Origin of the sequence: Bradyrhizobium sp. DN3 (genome assembly GCF_041357655.1) — a bacterium.
GTDB lineage: Bacteria > Pseudomonadota > Alphaproteobacteria > Rhizobiales > Xanthobacteraceae > Bradyrhizobium.
Window position 1 is genome coordinate 72168 of the sequence record NZ_JAULLN010000017.1, and the last position, 17419, is coordinate 89586.

At 64.1% G+C, this 17419-nt stretch carries 12 protein-coding genes and 1 riboswitch; of the genes, 6 read left to right on the forward strand and 6 right to left on the reverse strand.

Going from position 1 to position 17419, the window contains the following annotated elements; genetic code table 11:
• A complete protein-coding gene (locus AAE027_RS24150) occupies positions 1–996 on the forward strand; it encodes a hypothetical protein (protein WP_370988864.1) in 996 nt (331 codons plus the stop codon).
• 56 nt (positions 997–1052) lie between these two features.
• Positions 1053–2027, forward strand: coding sequence for a hypothetical protein (locus AAE027_RS24155; RefSeq protein WP_370988865.1), 975 nt, complete (start codon positions 1053–1055; stop codon positions 2025–2027).
• Between the two features lie 155 nt (positions 2028–2182).
• On the opposite strand, the gene gcvP is transcribed toward AAE027_RS24155, so the two are convergent.
• The 3 genes from gcvP to gcvT form a co-directional block, all read right to left on the reverse strand.
• Positions 2183–5050, reverse strand: coding sequence for an aminomethyl-transferring glycine dehydrogenase (gcvP, locus tag AAE027_RS24160; RefSeq protein ID WP_370988964.1), 2868 nt, complete (start codon positions 5048–5050; stop codon positions 2183–2185).
• Between the two features lie 175 nt (positions 5051–5225).
• Positions 5226–5594, reverse strand: coding sequence for a glycine cleavage system protein GcvH (gcvH, locus tag AAE027_RS24165; RefSeq protein WP_370988866.1), 369 nt, complete (start codon positions 5592–5594; stop codon positions 5226–5228).
• Positions 5595–5604: 10 nt separating this feature from the next.
• A complete protein-coding gene (gene gcvT, locus AAE027_RS24170; protein ID WP_370988867.1) occupies positions 5605–6753 on the reverse strand; it encodes a glycine cleavage system aminomethyltransferase GcvT in 1149 nt (382 codons plus the stop codon).
• Between the two features lie 164 nt (positions 6754–6917).
• Positions 6918–7006: riboswitch (glycine riboswitch) on the reverse strand.
• Positions 7007–7241: 235 nt separating this feature from the next.
• Between gcvT and alaS the strand changes: the two genes are divergently transcribed.
• Together alaS and AAE027_RS24180 are read left to right on the forward strand one after the other, a co-directional pair.
• The gene (gene alaS, locus AAE027_RS24175; RefSeq protein ID WP_370988868.1) at positions 7242–9920 is read left to right on the forward strand and encodes an alanine--tRNA ligase; all 2679 of its coding nucleotides are present in this window, start codon (positions 7242–7244) and stop codon (positions 9918–9920) included.
• A gap of 6 nt (positions 9921–9926) precedes the next feature.
• Entirely contained in the window at positions 9927–11159 is a 1233-nt protein-coding gene (locus AAE027_RS24180; RefSeq protein WP_370988869.1) for a cyclic nucleotide-gated ion channel, read from the forward strand.
• 16 nt (positions 11160–11175) lie between these two features.
• Here the strand turns inward: AAE027_RS24180 and AAE027_RS24185 are convergent, their stop codons facing one another.
• Positions 11176–11676 carry a DUF3455 domain-containing protein gene (locus tag AAE027_RS24185; protein WP_370988870.1) on the reverse strand — a complete coding sequence of 167 codons (501 nt, stop codon included), beginning with the start codon at positions 11674–11676 and terminating at the stop codon, positions 11176–11178.
• Between the two features lie 156 nt (positions 11677–11832).
• Positions 11833–13047 (reverse strand): NADP-dependent isocitrate dehydrogenase, encoded by a 1215-nt coding sequence (locus tag AAE027_RS24190; protein WP_091889082.1) that lies wholly within the window; start codon positions 13045–13047, stop codon positions 11833–11835.
• A 336-nt stretch (positions 13048–13383) separates the two neighbouring features.
• On the opposite strand from AAE027_RS24190, the gene AAE027_RS24195 reads away from it, so the two are divergent.
• Both AAE027_RS24195 and AAE027_RS24200 read left to right on the forward strand, forming a co-directional pair.
• Positions 13384–14583, forward strand: a complete 1200-nt coding sequence (locus AAE027_RS24195; RefSeq protein WP_370988871.1) for a TrmJ/YjtD family RNA methyltransferase — start codon at positions 13384–13386, stop codon at positions 14581–14583.
• Positions 14584–14821: 238 nt separating this feature from the next.
• Entirely contained in the window at positions 14822–16504 is a 1683-nt protein-coding gene (locus AAE027_RS24200; RefSeq protein ID WP_370988872.1) for a tetratricopeptide repeat protein, read from the forward strand.
• 185 nt (positions 16505–16689) lie between these two features.
• On the opposite strand, the gene AAE027_RS24205 is transcribed toward AAE027_RS24200, so the two are convergent.
• Positions 16690–17349, reverse strand: a complete 660-nt coding sequence (locus tag AAE027_RS24205; RefSeq protein ID WP_370988873.1) for a TetR/AcrR family transcriptional regulator — start codon at positions 17347–17349, stop codon at positions 16690–16692.
• Positions 17350–17419: the final 70 nt, after the last annotated feature.

The window sequence follows — 17419 nt, forward strand, 5'->3', positions numbered from 1 at the left end:
ATGACGCGGCTCATCGTGACAACAGACTCGTCCGCTGCCGGCGCTCTGCTACGCGCGGATCTTGCCGATCTCGTCATCGCGATCGAGCGTCGGCTCATCTGGGGGCCGCTGCCATCCGAGGAGGAATTGGGTGCTTTCTTTGCGCCGCGCACGACGCAGCCTTGCGGTCTTCATTGGTTGGACGACACGCCGTCCTGGCGTCTCGAAGGGTCGGGAGTGAAAGACCGTGGACTGATCGAACTGCTATCGGAATGCGACTCGGCCGAATTGTGGATGGGGCCAGAGCCGAATGCGCAATTGATTCTGCTCTGGCTGCTCGACCATTGCGGCAATGAAAGAGCGGCGGTTTCCAAACTCGTGATGCGTCAGCTGGACATTGCCGTTGGTTGTGTCGATCTGGAGCGGCTTGCCAAGCTGAACCCGCCGATTGTTGAGCTCACGCCTGATCACCTTGAACTGGCAGCTCGTGCGTGGCGGGCTTATCGTGCGCCGACGCCGCAGGACTGGTTCGGCCTTCTCAAAACGGATTTGAGTTTGCTTCCGCAGCTTGAGTGGGGCGCCGTTGACCTGCTCGAAGAGCTTCCGAGCGTTGCCACTGGTCTCGGAGCCACTGAGATGCGGATTCTTGAGTTGATCGCACCAGGCAACGTGCAGCCCTTCGATGTCTTCCCAGGCCATCAGAAGCCCAACGAGCGTCGCATATTCGACTACTGGGAAGTGGGCGCGCTGCTTGATGGGCTCGCGCGATGTCCAGTGCCGGCTGTGTCCGGGCTGGACGAGGGGCCATTCTCGCTCGACATGCATGACGATGCTCTCCGTCACGCACGATACAAGCAATCCCGCTTGTCGCTTACAGATCTGGGGAAGGCGGTGCTGGCAGGCGAGGATTTCCGCCGCGACAACCCGATTCGGCGCTGGTGGGGCGGTACGCTTCTCACCAATGAACGATTGTGGCGCTGGGATTCGCAAACCCGCTTGTTGGTTGCGCCGGTGTAACGCGTGCGTGTTGCTCAAAAGTGCCCCTGTATTACGTATCAATTTGAGAGGCGACCGTGTCACATCTGATCCTGGCCACGAACGATCTTGCGGCAAACACGCTTCGCCAATCGGGTGCTGCGAACATCGCGCTCGGATTCTGTCTACGCTTCGTCTCGGGGAAATTACCTTCCGAGGAGCAACTTTTGATGGGGCTGGAGCGGCGATCGGAAAAGCACCGTAATCCAGGCGATCATTGGCTCGACGACGTTTGTCGCGGCTCGCTGGAAGGTTTCGGCACGCGCGATATCGGTTTCTTCGAGCTGTGTGCGAAGTTCGACTCAATCGAAGTATGGGTCGATCCCCTGCCCAATGATCAGCTTGTGCTCGTCTGGCTGCTCGACCTTCTTCGCCCCTACAAGGAGATCACGACGAAGCTGAGCTTGGTGCATACGGATGACATTGTTGCGAACTATGCTCCGCAATCGGTCGCAAAATGGAAGCTGCCGGCCTTCAAGGTGGTCGACAATCATTTGATGACGGCAAGCCGCGCCTGGCGGGCCTATCGGGCGTCGACGCCGGCACCCTGTTTCGATCTGCTGATGACGGATCTGATGGTCCTGCCGAGACTTCGATCGGCGCTCATTGCGATGCTTGAAGAGCTTCCGGACAGCGTGACGGGACTCGGTGCAACTGAAATGGATCTGCTGGATTTTGTGAACGAAGGGCACACCGACCCGAGGCGCGTCTGCGATGCCAGGTGCCTTCGCGATGTATTCGACGGAAACGACGCGCGCTATGCCTTGCTCGAACTGGCGGAACATTCGGCGCCGCCGGTCTTGTTGGGCGATCCGGCGTTCGACAACGAGGCCCGCTATTTCGGCAAGAGTGAGTGGAAAGTCACGCTGACTGAACTCGGGCGTTCACTTCTCGCGCGCGAAGACGACATGTGGCGTCACAACACGATCAAACGTTGGTGGGGCGGTACTGAACTGACCAATGAACGTCTCTGGCGTTGGGATCGCGAAAGCCGATTGTTGGTTGGGCCTTAGAGGTCGCGTTCAGTGCCGTAGGGTGGGCAAAGGCGCGCAAGCGCCGTGCCCACCATATTTCAATAAAGGCAAGGTGGTGGGCACGCTTCCGCCTTCGCTCTTCGAGCTACGGCGGACAAGCCGCTTTGCCCACCCTACGAGACCTCCGTCGCGTCTTACTCCGCGGCTTCGGCGTAATCGCTCACCGGCGGGCAGGAGCACACCAGGTTACGATCGCCATAGACATTGTCGACACGGCCGACCGGGCTCCAATATTTGTCGGTACGCGAGACGCCGTCGGGGAAGCAGCCTTCGGCGCGGGTGTAGGCACGATTCCACGCATCATCCGCGATGTCGTGCACGGTGTGCGGAGCGTGGCGCAAGGGCGAGGCCTCGATCTTGAAGCGGCCGGCTTCGACCTCGGCGATTTCTTTCCGGATCGCGATCATGGCGTCGCAGAACCGGTCCAGCTCGGCCTTCGATTCCGACTCGGTCGGTTCGATCATCAGAGTTCCCGGCACCGGGAAGCTCATGGTGGGCGCATGGAAGCCGTAGTCGATCAGGCGCTTGGCGATGTCATCAACGGTGACGCCGCTCGTCGTCTTCAGCGGACGGGGGTCGACGATGCATTCATGCGCAACGCGGCCCTTCGCATTCTTGTAGAGCACCGCGAAATGCGGGTCGAGACGGGCCGCAATGTAGTTCGCGTTGAGGATCGCGATTTCGGTCGCACGCTTCAATCCTTCACCGCCCATCATCAAGATGTAGATGTAGGAGATGGTGAGGATCGAGGCCGAGCCGAACGGCGCGGCCGACACGGGACCGACCGGGGCGTCCGCCTTTGTTGCGGGATGGCCGGGGAGGAACGGGGCGAGATGCGCTCTAACGCCGATCGGGCCCATGCCGGGGCCGCCGCCGCCATGCGGGATGCAGAAGGTCTTGTGCAAATTGAGGTGGCTGACGTCGGCGCCGTATTCGCCGGGCCTGCTAAGGCCGACCTGTGCGTTGAGGTTGGCGCCGTCGAGGTACACTTGGCCGCCATGGCCGTGCACGATGTCGCAGATCTCACGGATATGCTCCTCGAACACGCCGTGGGTCGAGGGATAGGTGATCATGACCGCGGCGAGATCGTTGGAATGCTTCTCCGCCTTGGCGCGGAGATCATTGACGTCGACGTCGCCATTCTTCTCGCAGGCGACCACCACCACGTCCATGCCGACCATCGCGGCCGAAGCCGGGTTGGTGCCATGGGCGGAGGAGGGGATCAGGCAGATCTTGCGCTGGCTCTGTCCGCGCGACGCGTGATAGCCACGGATTGCGAGCAGCCCGGCGTATTCGCCCTGCGCGCCCGAGTTCGGCTGCAGCGAGATCGCGTCATAGCCGGTGATGTCGCACAGCCACTTTTCCAGTCGCGCGAACAGCGCGTGATAGCCGGCGGCCTGCTCGCGCGGAGCGAACGGATGCAGCGTCGCAAACTCCGGCCAAGTCAGCGGCATCATCTCGGTGGTCGCATTCAGCTTCATAGTGCAGGAGCCGAGCGGAATCATGGCGCGGTCGAGCGCGAGGTCGCGATCACTGAGCTTGCGCATGTAGCGCAGCATCTCGGTCTCCGAGCGATGCGCGTGGAACACCGGATGGGTGAGGAACGCGGTGGTGCGCTTCAACTCGTCCGGCAGCGCCTCGCGCGTCTCGGCGTCGATCTCGGCGTAGGCGAGTGTGCCGCCGAAGGCGCGCCAGACCGCTTCCACCGTCGCGGGCGTCGTGGTCTCGTCGAGCGCGATGCGCAAGCCGCTATCACCGATTCCAAGATTGATCTTCTCGGCAGCGGCGCGCGCGACGATCTCGACGCGCTTGGCGCCGGCATCGACGCTGAGCGTGTCGAAGAAGCTGTCCGACTGGAGCGCAAAGCCGAGCTTGCGCAGGCCCGCGGCGAGCACCGCGGCGCGGCGGTGGACGTTGCGTGCGATCTGCGTCAGGCCCTCGGGGCCGTGATAGACCGCATACATCGAGGCGATCACGGCTAGCAACACCTGCGCGGTGCAGATGTTGGAGGTCGCCTTCTCGCGGCGGATGTGCTGCTCGCGGGTCTGCAGCGCGAGGCGATAGGCAGGCATCCCACGCGAATCCACGGAGAGGCCGACGATGCGGCCGGGCAGCAAGCGCTTCAGCGCATCGCGCACCGCCATATAGGCCGCGTGCGGTCCGCCATAGCCCATGGGAACGCCAAAGCGCTGCGCCGAGCCGATCGCGATGTCGGCACCCAGCTCGCCGGGCGAGGCCAGCAGCGTCAGTGCCAGCAGATCAGCGGCAACGATCGCCAGTGCGCCCTTGGCGTTCAGCGCCGCAATCGCGGGCCGCAAGTTCCGCACCGCGCCCGAAGAGCCCGGATATTGCAGCAGCGCACCAAGCACGTCACTCTTGTCGAGATCGGTGAGGGGGTCGCCGACGATCAGGCTCCAGCCCAGCGGCTCGGCGCGGGTGCGCATCACCGCGAGCGTCTGCGGATGCACGTCCTTGTCGACGAAGAACGCCTTTGCCTTCACCTGCGAGTGCCGCTCGGCGAGCGCCATGGCCTCGGCCGCCGCCGTCGCCTCATCCAGCAGCGAAGCGTTGGCGACGTCGAGACCGGTGAGATCGCAGATCATGGTCTGGAAGTTGAGCAGCGCTTCCAGGCGGCCCTGGCTGATCTCGGGCTGATAGGGCGTATACGCCGTGTACCAGGCCGGATTTTCGAGGATGTTGCGCTGGATCACAGCGGGCAGGATCGTGCCGGAATAGCCTTGGCCGATCAGCGAGGTGAAGACCTGGTTCTGCCGCGCCAGCTCGGCCATATGCGCAATCGCCTCGGTTTCACTCAGCGGCTTGCCGAGATCGAGCGGGGCGGCCTGCCGGATCGAGGCCGGCAGCGTCTCCGCCATCAGCGCGTCGACGCTCTTGGCGCTGACGGCCTCGAGCATCGCGGTGATGTCGCCTGCCGAGGGGCCGATGTGGCGGCGAACGAAGCTGGCGGCGGCCTCGCCATTGGATTTGCGGTGCGCGGTCATCATTGGGTCCTCGCTTTAAATTTCGCTGTCATGCCCGCCTTGTGCGCGCTTGCGCACTGGGGCGGGGCATCCAGTAAACGCGGCCGTTCGTGCTTGACCCGAGAAGCCGCGGCGTACTGGATCGTCCGCCTTCGCGGACGATGACATCGAGAATGAGGTTACAGTTCGCTTCATCTCACGCCGTATGTGCCTTGTACGCAGCTTCATCCATGAGGCCGCCGAGCTCGCTTTTGTCGGCGATCTTGATCTTGAAGAACCAGGCGGCGCCTTGCGCATCCGAGTTCACCAGCGCCGGCTCGGCGGCGAGTGCGGGATTGATCTCGAGCACTTCGCCCGAGACCGGGGCATAGACGTCGGAGGCGGCCTTGACGGATTCCACGACGGCGGCAGCTTCCGCCTTCTTCAGCACGCGGCCGAGCTTGGGCAGTTCGACGAACACGACGTCGCCGAGCTGCTGCTGCGCGTAGTCGGTGATCCCGACGGTGGCGACGTCGCCCTCGATGGCGAGCCATTCATGGTCGGAGGTGTACAGCATCGTGGTCATTGTCGAATCCTCAGCGTTTGTAGGTGTTTTTGACGAAGGGCATGGCGGCGACCTGCAGGGGCAGGCGCTGGCCGCGCACCTCGGCGAACAGCTTGGTGCCGAGCGCGCTCTGGCTCGTGGGCACATAGCCCATCGCCACCGGTGCATTCAGGCTCGGGCCGAAGCCGCCCGATGTGACCTTGCCGATCGGCTCGCCCACCGTCGCATCCGCAAACAGCAGCGCGCCCTCGCGCACCGGCGCGCGCCCTTCGGCGCGCAGGCCGACCCGGCGGCGGGACGCACCGTGGTTGAAATGAGCGAGAATCTTCTCGGCGCCGGGGAAGCCGCCGGCGCGCGCGCCGCCAGTGCGGCGGCTCTTCTGCACCGACCATTCCAGCGCGGCCTCGACGGGCGTGGTGGTGGTGTCGATGTCGTGGCCGTAGAGGCAGAGGCCGGCTTCCAGCCGCAAGCTGTCGCGGGCGCCAAGGCCGATCGGCATCACGTCGGGGTTTTCGAGCAGCGTCTTGGCGAGACGCTCGGCATCGCCAGCGGGAACGGAAATCTCGAACCCGTCCTCGCCGGTATAGCCCGAGCGCGAGACGAAACAGGGCAGGCCGGCGACCTCGTGAGGACCGGCGTCCATGAATGTCATGGAGGGCGCCACTGCACACATTTTCGCCAGCGCCGATTCCGCCTTCGGGCCCTGGAGCGCGATCAGCGCGCGGTCGGCAAGCGAATCGACGACACAGTCGCCGGAGAGATGCGCGCGCAGATGCGCCTCGTCCGCGTCCTTGCAGGCGGCATTGACGACCAGGAACAGGTGATCGCCGAAATTGGCGACCATCAGATCGTCGAGGATGCCGCCATCCGCATTGGTGAACTGGGCGTAGCGCTGCCGTCCTGGTGCAATCGCCACGATATCCTGCGGCACCAGCCGCTCCAGCGCGCGGGCGGCGTCCTCGACCCTGCCGGACTTTGGCCGAAGTGCGATCTGGCCCATGTGGGAGACGTCGAACAGGCCGGCAGAGGCGCGGGTATGGAGATGTTCCTTCAGGACGCCCGCGGGGTATTGCACGGGCATGTCATAGCCCGCGAACGGCACCATCTTGCCGCCAAGCGACACATGAAGGTCGTAAAGGGGCGTTCGTCTGAGGGGGGCGTGGTCGTCGGGTGGAAGCATCACAGGGGCCCTCGGCGGTTCCCCGGGGACGATTCCCCGGGAGCAACCAGTCGAAGCCCCATCTGTCGCTGTGCCTGAGAGTATTATCCCGTCGGCGGACGCTGGTCCGGGCCACCCCCTTTTAAAAGGTAATTGCCCGTCGGCGCCTCTTTCCAGATGTCGTCAAAGCCACGCGGTCCTTTTGCCTGAGAGTTTCCGGGGCGGTTGCTCCTTCGGCGCCGGCACCAGTGCCGGTCTCTCCCGACGTGGCCGTACGATATAGATAGGTAAAGACCACAGGGCGGCCAAGCCTGTCAACGCGGCGGCTTCGCCTTTCAACCGGGATTGCTACGGGATTGCGCGCCTGCGGCAACCCACTGATCTGCTTGCACAGTTTCTGGACAGCGAAGCTGGCCTTGTCTAAAAGCGCTTTGGCCCGCAGATATCAGCCTTAACGTCCGGTTTTTATGGCGGGAAGCGCGGGTCCAGGCACACTCGATTGGATGAACATGAGCGGCGTCAACGAGATCAGGTCGACCTTTCTGAACTTCTTTGCCGAGAACGGCCACGAGATCGTGCCGTCCTCGCCACTGGTGCCGCGCAACGACCCGACGCTGATGTTCACCAATGCCGGCATGGTGCAATTCAAGAACGTCTTCACCGGCGTCGAGAAGCGGCTCTATCAGCGCGCCACCACGTCGCAGAAATGCGTGCGCGCCGGCGGCAAGCACAACGATCTCGACAATGTCGGCTACACCGCGCGCCATCTCACCTTCTTCGAGATGCTCGGCAACTTCTCGTTCGGCGACTATTTCAAGGAGCGCGCGATCGAGCTCGCCTGGAAGCTGATCACTGCCGAGTTCGGGCTGAAGAAGGACAAGCTGCTCGTCACCGTCTATCACACCGACGACGAGGCGGCCGGCCTGTGGAAGAAGATCGCCGGCTTCTCCGATGACCGCATCATCCGAATCCCGACCTCGGACAATTTCTGGGCGATGGGCGACACCGGCCCGTGCGGCCCGTGCTCGGAGATCTTCATCGACCGCGGCGAGCACATCTGGGGCGGGCCTCCAGGCTCTCCGGAAGAGGATGGCGACCGCTTCCTCGAATTCTGGAATCTCGTGTTCATGCAGTACGAGCAGGTGACGAAGGAGGAGCGCGTAGGCTTGCCGCGTCCCTCGATCGACACCGGCATGGGCCTGGAGCGCATGGCCTGCATCCTCCAGGGCGTCGAGAGCGTGTTCGAGACCGACCTGTTCCGCAATCTGATCGATGCGACGGCCTCCGCGCTCGGCGCCGGGCCGAGCGAGCAGACAGTGGCGTCGTTCCGCGTCATCGCCGACCATTTGCGCTCCTCCGCCTTCCTCGTCGCCGACGGCGTGCTGCCCTCGAACGAGGGCCGCGGCTATGTGCTGCGCCGGATCATGCGCCGCGCGATGCGCCATGCGCAGCTGCTTGGCGCGAAAGAGCCGCTGATGCACCGGCTGGTCTGGGCGCTGGTGCGCGAGATGGGCCAGGCTTACCCCGAGCTGATGCGCGCGGAGAATCTGATCGAGGAAACGCTGCGGCTGGAAGAGACCCGCTTCCGCAAGACTCTCGCGCGCGGCCTCGCCATCCTCGACGAAAAGAGCGCGTCCTTGAAGAAGGGCGACATGTTCGATGGCGACGTCGCCTTCACACTCTACGACACCTACGGCTTCCCGCTGGACCTGACGCAGGACGCGCTGAAGTCGCGCGGCATCGGCGTCGACCAGGCGGCCTTCTCCGATGCGATGGAGCGCCAAAAAGCCAAGGCGCGCGAGTCGTGGAAGGGCTCGGGCGAAGCGGCTTCCGAGGCGATCTGGTTCCCGCTGCGCGAGAAGCTGGGTGCAACCGAATTCCTGGGCTACGAGACCGAAAGCGCCGAAGGCGTGGTTTCCGCGCTGGTCAAGGACGGCAAGGAGGCGGACAGCCTCAAGGCCGGCGAGACCGGTGCGCTGGTGCTGAACCAGACTCCGTTCTACGCGGAATCCGGCGGCCAGGTCGGCGACACCGGCGTGCTGCTCGGGGAGGGCGGCATCAAGGTCCGCATCACCGACACGCAGAAGAAGCTCGGCGATCTCTTCGTCCACATCGGCACGGTCGAGAGCGGCGAAGTGAAGCTCGGCACCGCGCTGCAGCTCGAGGTCGATCATGGGCGTCGCTCCTCGATCCGCGCCCATCACTCGGCGACGCATCTCATTCACGAGGCGCTGCGTCAGGTGCTCGGCGATCACATCGCCCAGCGCGGCTCGCTGGTCGCGCCCGACCGCCTGCGCTTCGACTTCGTGCATCCGAAGCCGATCACGGCGGAGGAGCTGTCCCGCATCGAGGACATCGCCAACGACGTGGTGCTGGAGAACGACGAGGTCACCACGCGTATCATGGGTGTCGATGAAGCCCGTGAGGCCGGCGCGCGCGCCCTGTTCGGCGAGAAATATGGCGACGAGGTCCGCGTCGTTTCCATGGGCAGGACCGCGCGCGAGCGCGGCGCCAACGCGCTCGGCTGGTCGGTCGAGCTCTGCGGCGGCACCCATGTGAGGCGCACCGGCGACATCGGCCTGATCACGCTCACGAGCGAGAGCGCGGTCGCCTCCGGCGTGCGCCGCATCGAGGCGCTCACCGGCAATTATGCGCGCAAGCACGCCAATGACACCATGGCGCTGGCGAAGACCGCGGCGAACGAGCTGCGCACGTCCATCGACGACGTGCCGGCGCGCATCACAGCACTGATGGAGGAGCGCAAGAAGCTCGAGCGCGAGCTCTCCGACGCGCGCAAGAAGCTGGCGATGGGCGGCGGCGCGTCGTCCAGTAACGGCGCGGCGGCAGGCGTGCGCGAAGCCGGCGGCGTCAAGCTGATGGCGCGCGCGGTCGAGGGCATTGAGATGAAGGATCTCAAGAGCCTCGCCGACGACGGCAAGAAGCAGATCGGCTCCGGCGTCGTCGCCATCGTCGGCGTCACCGAGGACGGCAAGGCCGGCGTCGTGGTCGGCGTCACGCAGGATCTCACCGCGCGCTTCAACGCCGTGAACCTCGTCCGCATCGCCTCCGAAGCGCTCGGCGGCAAGGGCGGCGGCGGCCGGCCCGACATGGCGCAGGCCGGCGGCCCTGACGGCGCCAATGCGGCCGCGGCGCTCTCGGCGATCGAAAAAGCGATGGCAGGCGCTTAAAGCCCTATGTCCCCCGTTCCGCGAGGACGTGGGCTTCGCGATCCCGATTTGAGGGATCGCCTCTTCGAATTGCTGGAGCACGATCCGCTGGCCTACTCGGTCGGGTCGCGCTTCATCCAGGCGATCATCGGCGTCATCGTGATCAACGTGGCGGCGATGATCCTCGCCTCGGTGCCTGAGCTGGACGCGCAATTCGGCACGCTGTTCGCAGGCATCACCATCCTGTCCGTGATCGTGTTCGCGCTGGAATATGCGGCGCGGCTGTGGACCGTGGCCGGCCACACGCAGCGCAAGGCGTCCGCGCTGTCCGACCGGCTCGGCTACGCCTTCTCCGCGCTCGGCATCATCGACCTCATGGCGTTCCTCCCCGCAGCGATCGTGCTGGCCACGGGCCGGCATGCGACGCTGGCAGCTCTCGGCGTACTGCCGTTCTTCAAGCTGATCCGCTATTCGCCGGCGATGCGCTCGCTGCTTGCGGCCGTGCATGCCGAGCGGCGCGCGCTGATCGGCTGCATCGTCATCCTGATCGGCGTGGTCTTGACCTTTGCTTCGCTGCTCTACGCCATCGAGCGCGACGTGCAGCCGGAGAAGCTCGGCACCATCCCGCAGGCGATGTGGTGGGCGATCGTGACGCTCGGCACCGTCGGCTATGGCGATGTCGTGCCGGTGACGCCGCTCGGCAAGTTCGTCTCCACCTTCGCCATCGTCAGCGGCTTCGCCATGATCGCGCTGCCGGTCGCGATCATCTCCACCGCCTTTGCCGAAGAGGTGAAGCGGCGCGATTTCATCGTCACCTGGGGCATGCTGGCGCGGGTGCCGCTATTCTCGCATTTGTCGGCGGCCGAGATCGCCGACATCATGCGGCTGCTCAGGGCACGCACCATCGAACAGGGCGAGATCCTGGTGCGGCGGGGCGATGTCGCCTCCTCGATGTATTTCATCACCGCCGGCGAGGTCGAGATCGCGCTGCCGAGCCAGCAGGTGCGGCTTGCGGACGGCACCTTCTTTGGCGAGATCGCGCTCTTGCACAAAACAAAACGCAGCGGCACGGTGACGGCGACGCGCAAGACCCGGCTGCTCGTGCTCGACGCCCAGGATTTCCACGCGCTGATCGCGCGCATGCCGACGCTGGCCGCCCACGTCCACAACACTGCGAAAGCGAGGCTCGCCGACACCGGCGATCTCGCTGCGGCGGAGCTGGCGCAGGCGGAGAAGGAAGATGGGGGCAAGGCGCGCTGACGAGGTCCGCCGCGGGTTAGCCCTTCTTCAGGAAAACATACTCGGCGGAGTAGGGCACGCTCCTGAACTCGCCAGCCCTGTCGCAAGCGCCGTCGAGCTTGCCGCCACGGGTGTTGATGCGCTGGACCGTGGTCACGGGCGTCAGCACGCCGCTGCCGCGGTGAGCGGTCACTTCCAGCTTCAGCCAGGGGATATCGCTCGCCGTTGCGCCGGGCGCATTGCCGATGGCCTTGCCGACCACGGCGCTGCCGTCGGCGTGCTTCCAGTTCGGGCCGGCATAGTGGCGGCCGATGGTCTTGCCATCCGAGAGAAGCGTCGCGATCGGCTCGCGGAAGGTCCAGGCGTGCTTACCGTCAGTGCCGGCCTTGCACTCATAGACCTGCGCGCCCTCGGCGTGCACGCTGAGCACAACGCTCTCGCCCGGCGCGGCGATGGCCTCGGGGAGCGGGTCGGCGGCGAATGCGGGCGTGCTGGCCAGCGCGAAGGCCGCGAATGCAAGGCTCTTCGATGTCGGCATGGCACTTCCCCGGATGAGAACTCTCGTCATTGCGAGGAGCTCGCGACAAAATTGCAGAGCAATTTTGCGCTGATGCGACGAAGCAATCCAGACTGTTTCCCCGGAGGGATTCTGGATTGCTTCGCTACGCTCGCAATGACGCGTGGAGTTGGCAGCTTACGCCGCCAGCGCCTTTGTCAGGTTCTCAGCGACCTTGTCGAGGAAGCCGGTGGTCGAGAGCCAGCGCTGGTCGGCGCCGACCAGGAGCGCGAGATCCTTGGTCATGTAGCCGGCCTCGACGGTGTCGACGCAGACCTTCTCCAGCGTGTTCGCGAACTTGGCGAGCTCGGCATTGTTGTCGAGCTTGGCGCGATGCGACAGGCCACGGGTCCAGGCGAAGATCGACGCGATCGAGTTGGTCGAGGTCTCCTTGCCCTTCTGGTGCTCGCGGTAGTGGCGGGTCACCGTGCCGTGGGCAGCCTCGGCTTCCACCGTCTTGCCGTCGGGGGTGAGCAGCACCGAAGTCATCAGGCCGAGCGAGCCGTAGCCCTGCGCGACCGTGTCGGACTGCACGTCGCCGTCGTAGTTCTTACAGGCCCAGACATAGCCGCCGGACCATTTCAGCGCCGAGGCCACCATGTCGTCGATCAGGCGGTGCTCGTAGGTCAGGCCCTTGGCGTCGAACTCCTTCTTGAACTCGCGGTCGAAGATGTCCTGGAAGATGTCCTTGAAGCGGCCGTCATAGACCTTCAGGATCGTGTTCTTGGTCGACAGATAGACCGGATAGCCGCGCAGCAGGCCGTAATTGAAGGAGGCGCGGGCGAAGTCGATGATGGAGTCGTCGAGATTGTACATTCCCATCGCGACGCCGGCATCGGGGGCCTTGAACACTTCCTTCTCGATCACGGTGCCGTCCTCGCCGACGAACTTCATCGACAGGGTGCCCTTGCCGGGGAACTTGAAATCGGTGGCGCGGTACTGGTCGCCATAGGCGTGGCGGCCGATGATGATCGGCTTGGTCCAGCCGGGAACGAGGCGCGGCACGTTCTTGCAGATGATCGGCTCGCGGAAGATGCAGCCGCCGAGGATGTTGCGGATGGTGCCGTTCGGCGACTTCCACATCTGCTTGAGGTTGAACTCCTTCACCCGGGCTTCATCCGGGGTGATGGTGGCGCACTTGACGCCGACGCCGACCTTCTTGATGGCCTCGGCGGCGTCGATGGTGACCTGATCGTTGGTGTGGTCGCGGTGCTCCATGCCCAGGTCGAAATAGAGCAGCTCGACATCCAGGAACGGAGTGATCAGCTTGTCCTTGATGTACTGCCAGATGATCCGGGTCATCTCGTCGCCATCGAGTTCGACGACGGGATTGGATACCTTGATTTTTGCCATGATCGGGGAAGCCTCTTGGGAACGGCGCTTGTGGTGCGCCATGGGAATATCCGGCGCCTCTTAGCACCGCCGCGCGGCGGGCGAAAGCCAAGGGATTATGCACTTTTAGCTCATCCAGCTTGCGCAGACGGGCAGCGGCAGCCCGCCCTCGGCCGGACCCGGGTCATGTTCCAGGCGAGATTCAAAAGTCGAATCCAACCCGTTATTTCCCTTGAGAATTTTGTCAGGACAGGCAAACGACAGGCGGACGGGGCGGCCCGCCCGGTGGGCCGGCTTGAATCAACTCCTGAAGTGGCCTCTGCAAGGCCTTGAGAGACAGCGTGAAAGCGAAGCGAGATGTCGGGGACTGACAAGAGCAAGGCGGGGCTTTCTCTCGATGGTCCCATCGTGATCCTGGTCGAGCCGCAGCTCGGGGAAAACATCGGCATGGCCGCGCGCGCCATGGGCAATTTTGCCCTGAGCCGGCTTCGCATCGTCAATCCCCGCGACGGCTGGCCCAACATCGCGGCCCAGCGCGCCGCCGCCGGCGCCGATCAGATTCTGGAAAAGGTCGAATTGTTCGAGACGGTCGAGCAGGCGGTCGCCGATCTCGACCTGTTGTTCGCCGCCACCGCCCGCGCGCACGACCAGGCCAAGCCGGTGGTCGGGCCGGAAGCCGCCGTCGCCGAGATCTCGGGGCACATCGCCACCGGGGGCAAGGCCGGTATCCTGTTCGGCCGCGAGCGCTGGGGCCTGACCAACGAGGAGGTCGGGCTCTCCAACCGTATCATCACCTTCCCGGTCAATCCGGGCTTTGCCTCGCTCAACCTCGCGCAGGCCGTGCTGCTGGTCGGCTATGAATGGTTCAAACGAGCCACATCCGGCGAGCTGCCGCACGCCATGCCGGAGCGGTCCGAGCGCGCTTCGCAGCACCAGATGCAGGCCTTCTTCGACAACCTCGTGCGCGAGCTCGACAAGGTCGAATTCCTGCGCCCCGCCGAGAAGCGCGACACCATGCTGGTCAACCTGCGCAACATCTTCAGCCGGATGGAGCCGACCAAGCAGGATATGCACACGCTCCACGGCGTGGTGATGGCGATCGCGGAAGGGCGCAAGGGCCCGGCCAAGGGCGGCGTGCTGGACGGCGAGCAGGCCACGCGCCTGCGCGCGCTCTTGGCTGAGCACGGGCAGGGCGGCGGCGTGCCCGACAGCGGCTCGACCGTGCGCGGCCTCGCCCGCCTGCTCCGCCGCAATCCGACCGATGCCGAGCGCCTGCTCTGGCATGCCCTGACCCGTGATCGTCGTTTCGCCGGCCAGTTCAAGCGCCAGACCCCGGTGGGGCGGCATATCCCGGATTTCGTCTCATTCCCGCACCGGATCGCGATCGAGCTGGTCAACCCGGGCGAGGGCGAGACCATCGCCGCCGACCGTGCGTCGCGGCGTGTGTGGCTCGAAGCGCGGGATTATCGTGTGCTGGAGATCCGCGCGGCGGATGTGGAGCGCGATCTGGAGACGGAGCTGGTGCGGCTTGCCGGGATGATGGCGCAGAGCGCGTAGGTCTCGTCGCGCATCGGTCTTGTAGGGTGGGCAAAGCGTAGCGTGCCCACCATGTCGATCGGCAATGTTGAGACAGAATTTGTGGGCACGGCGCTGCGCGCCTTTGCCCACCCTACGGCACTAGCCTGCTCCAAGCTTTCGGCCAGCTGGAGCTCCATTTGCCAACGACGCAACCGAGGGCTGTGCAAACTCGCCATCGGTTGCTATGACAGTCCTCGGGAATTGAGTTGGGGACTGTATGTTGGGAATGATCGGCCGCGCACTCATTTGTGCGGTAGCAAGCTTCAGTGTTTTGGCGCTGACGGCCTTGCTCGAAATATCAGGCGCTCGCGCGGAAATGCCCTTGACCGCCAAGTGCAACGCGGTCGGAAATTTCAGCGTTGATGACCGCATCGCGGGCTGCTCCGCCATCATTCAGGCGGCGACGGGCATGCAGCAAGGCGTGATCATGGCGTACTTCCGCCGCGCCATGTTCTACCGCCAGAAGGGCGAGATCGATCTTGCGATCGCGGACTACAACCAGATCATCGAGCGCGATCCGGCCAATCTGAACGCCCGTATCGCGAGAGCTTCTGCGTTTCTCCAAAAGCGAGAGCCCGAGGCCGCGCTGCCAGACTATGCCAAGGTGATCGAGCTTGATCCGAAGAATACCTACGCATATCTCGGACGTGCTCACGTCTATTCGGCGAGACGCGACTTCGTCCGCGCCATCACCGACTATGATCAGGCCCTCCTGATCCATCCGGACAATGTCATAGCGCATGTCGAACGGGGCCTCGCTTACGTCCGCAAGGGGGATCCGGATCGGGCCATGGCCGACTGTGATCGAGCGGTCGAGATCAGCCCCCAAACCGGCGGCGGTCAATTGTGCCGCGGCCGGGTTTACTTCGCCAAGGGCAACAGAGAGCGTGCATTGGCCGAACTCGATCAAACAATGCTTATCAAGCCAAGGAACGAGTATTTCTACTACTTCCGAGCCGAATCCTTTTCTCAGCTGGGCGAACTCGACCGCGCTATCGCCGACTATGACCGGATCATCGAGTTGAATCCACAAAGCCGATCTGCCTACGGCTGTCGGGGCGTCACCTACGCTCGAAAAGGCGATTATGATCACGCGATTGCCGATTACAACCAGGCAATCCAGCTGGCACATCAGGATCAAGGATTCCCTGGCGATCGGCAGCCTCAGATTCAAGGTCAGGGCGCCGACCCCATTTCTGCATCCGTCGTTGGTGAGTCAATTGTACTCGCTGCGGGGGATGGACCTGCGCTCCGCGCCCGCGGTGTGGCCTACTACGCAAAAGGGGACCTTGACCGCGCTATCGCAGACTATGATGAGGCGATCCGCCTCAATCCCAAGGACAAGGATGCAATATCGTCTCGCGGCAACGCGTACAAAACCAAGGGGGACTTCAGCCGTGCGATCGCGGACTACGATCAAGTCGTGCAACTCGATGCCAAGGATGCGCGCGCCTACTTTCATCGCGCGAGGGTCTATTGGCAGAGTGCTTCATTCACCAAATCGTTGGCCGACCTGGATCAGGCGATCCTGCTCAATCCAAAGGATGCCTATCCGGTCGTATGGCGCGAAATTGTTGCAAGGCGCAGTGACCAACCGAGCCAGCTGAGCGAGGCTGCAAAGCAGCTGGACGCGGCGAAATGGCCCGCGCCGATCGTCAATCTCTTTCTTGGCACAATGACGCCGGAGCAAGTGCTCAGCGCGGCGGACGATGCCGACCCCACGAAGAAGAAGGCGCAGGTCTGCGAGGCGAATTTCTATATTGCTGAGCGCGCACTGCAGAGCGGCTCGAAAGAAGAGGCCTTGAAGCTGTTCGAGCAGGCTGCAGCCGATTGCCCGAAGACGTTTATCGAGAAGCAGGCCGCCGACATTGAGCTTGGCGCGCTGCGAGCGAGCCGCTGACGGTTGTCAGGCACAGCGAAGCGTGCCCACCGATGTCGATTGGCAATGTTGAGACAGAAGTCGTGGGCACGGCGCTGCGCGCCTTTGCCCACCCCCTGAATCTTCGTAGCCCGGATGAGCGGAGCGATATCCGGGACGGTGTTCCCGCATGTCGCTGCGCTCATGCGGGCTACGGATGAGACCGATCACACCGCCTCGAGCTGCTCCGCTCCGCGTTTCTTCTTCGTCTTCGACTGGCTGAGCAGGGGACTTGCCGCGAGCGCGGCCGTATCCGCGACGCCTGGATCGCGCGAGATCATGGCTGCGACGATGGCGCCGTCGATGATGAGCCCGAGTTGGTGCGCGAGCACGGTGGGCTCGCTGGAGCCCAGCTCGCTGGCGAGCTTCTCGATGTGGCCGAGCACGATTTTCTTGTGCTTCAACGCGATGTTGCGGAACAGCTTCTGATCCTTGTCGTGCTCGCCGACGGCGTTGATGAAGGGGCAGCCGTAGAAGCGTTCTTCGGCGAACCAGCTCTTCAGCGCGGGGAAGATGCGCGTCAGTTTCGCCAGCGGGTCGCCGCCGCCTTGCTCCATCGCGCCAATGAACCATTCGCGCCACTGCTTGCCTTCGCTCTCCAGCACCGCGTTGACGAGGTTGGTCTTGGAGCCGAACAATTTATAGAGCGTGGTCTTCGCGGTGCCGGCTTCCTCGATGATCGCATCGATGCCGGTGGCATTGATGCCGTTCTTGCAGAACAGATGGGTCGCGGCGCTCAGCAAACGCCCGCGCGCGGACTCGTCGTCGCCTGCGCCAGCACCGGCGTACGGCGAATTCGATTTTTTCTTCGATGACGTCTTAGCCATGGACTCGAACTTACCCGCAGCTGCGCCGCATCAGCAAGCCGCATCTGTTCGGCGCCGAAAAGATTCGCAT